We start from the raw sequence: 1526 nt of genomic DNA, 5'->3' as shown, positions 1-1526 counted from the left end.
ACATCTGTAACACCTACGGCGCGTATTAACGGCAATGCTGCGTTGAGCTGCCCTTTACCACCATCGATGATAATAAGGTCAGGCATAGGCCAATCTGTTTCATTACCGTAGCGGCGCTCCATGATTTCTGCCATGGATTTGAAGTCATCCGGCTTACCTTGTGTAGTCTTCAGTTTAAAGCGACGATATTCCTTCTTCGCCGGCTTACCACCTTCAAAGACAACCATAGACGCAACAGTTTCAGACCCTTGCGTATGGGAAATATCGAAACATTCCATACGTTCTGGTAATCGTGGCAAGTCTAAAACTTCAGCCAATTTTTTAACGGCCCCACCAGTCTTATCGATTTGGTACTGCCATTGACGACGGCGTTCTTCAAGGAAGGTTTCTGCATTCTCATGGGCCATCTTGATCATGTCCATCTTATAGCCACGCTGAGGCACAGATACCTCTACATTCTGACCTTTGAGTTGTGTAAACCATTCACTCAATAAGTCTCTATCAGAACTATCCATCGGTAATAATAATTCCTTCGGAATGAAGTTCGTATCCCCATAGTATTGCTTGATAAAGTCCGTCATGATCGTTTCTGGACTGTCTCCATCGTGTTGAACAAAGTAGTTCTCACGACCTAGTAGTCGTCCACCGCGGATGAATAGTAGCTGTACACAGGCCATAGATGTATCAACAGCAATCCCTAATACATCTAAATCGCCTCGTTGTGTAACCATCCGTTGCTTTTCTTGTATTTTTTCAATGCTACTCAACTGATCTCGATACCGTGCTGCATCTTCAAAGCGTAAATCTTCTGCAGCTAGTTCCATCTTCTCTTTAATTTCCTTCAACAATGGTATAGGCTTACCTTCAAAGAGCTCTATGATTTCATCGATGTATTTCCGATAGTCCGGTATAGATATTTTGTTAAAGCACGGTGCCTCACAATAGTGCATATGATATTGCAAACATGGGCGTTCTACCTTCATAGACTTACATGTGCGCAGCGGGTAGTACTGGCGTATCAATTTCAATACTACATGGACCGATGTAACATCCGTGAAAGGACCAAAGTACTTTGCCCCATCCCGTTCAAGGCGACGTGTCATATATACGCGAGGATAGTCCTCTTGCACGGAGATTTTCACATACGGATAGGTCTTATCATCGCGGAGCCGAATATTGTATTTAGGCTCGTGCTCCTTAATAAGCGTATTCTCTAATATGAGAGCTTCCATCTCTGTCTTTGTTTGGATAATCTCTACATCGACTGCACGCTTCATCATAGCCGCAACCTTAGGAGCTCGGTTCGCATCATTACGCACATAAGAACGCACGCGATTACGTAAGTTAATAGCCTTACCTACATAGATGATGCGGTTGTACTGATCACGCCATAAATACACACCGGGCGTAGTCGGCAAATGACTAACCTTCTCTAGTAATTCTTCAGATGGCATATATCCTCCTTTCCTTATAGATTTCATACAATCAGCAATGTCAAGAAAAGGAATATTAGTTTCTTCATCAGC

Annotated in this window: 1 protein-coding gene; it reads right to left on the bottom strand. The window is 43.3% G+C overall.

Features of this window, described 5'->3' with window-relative positions:
• On the bottom strand, positions 1–1454 hold a 1454-nt coding region (gene uvrC / locus Q7P05_RS04110; protein WP_303930650.1), incomplete at its 3' end, for an excinuclease ABC subunit UvrC.
• Positions 1455–1526: the final 72 nt, after the last annotated feature.

The sequence above is a fragment of the Veillonella dispar genome (assembly GCF_937975875.1).
Taxonomy (GTDB): Bacteria; Bacillota; Negativicutes; order Veillonellales; family Veillonellaceae; genus Veillonella; species Veillonella dispar_B.
This window is presented reverse-complemented; position numbering and strand designations above follow the sequence as displayed.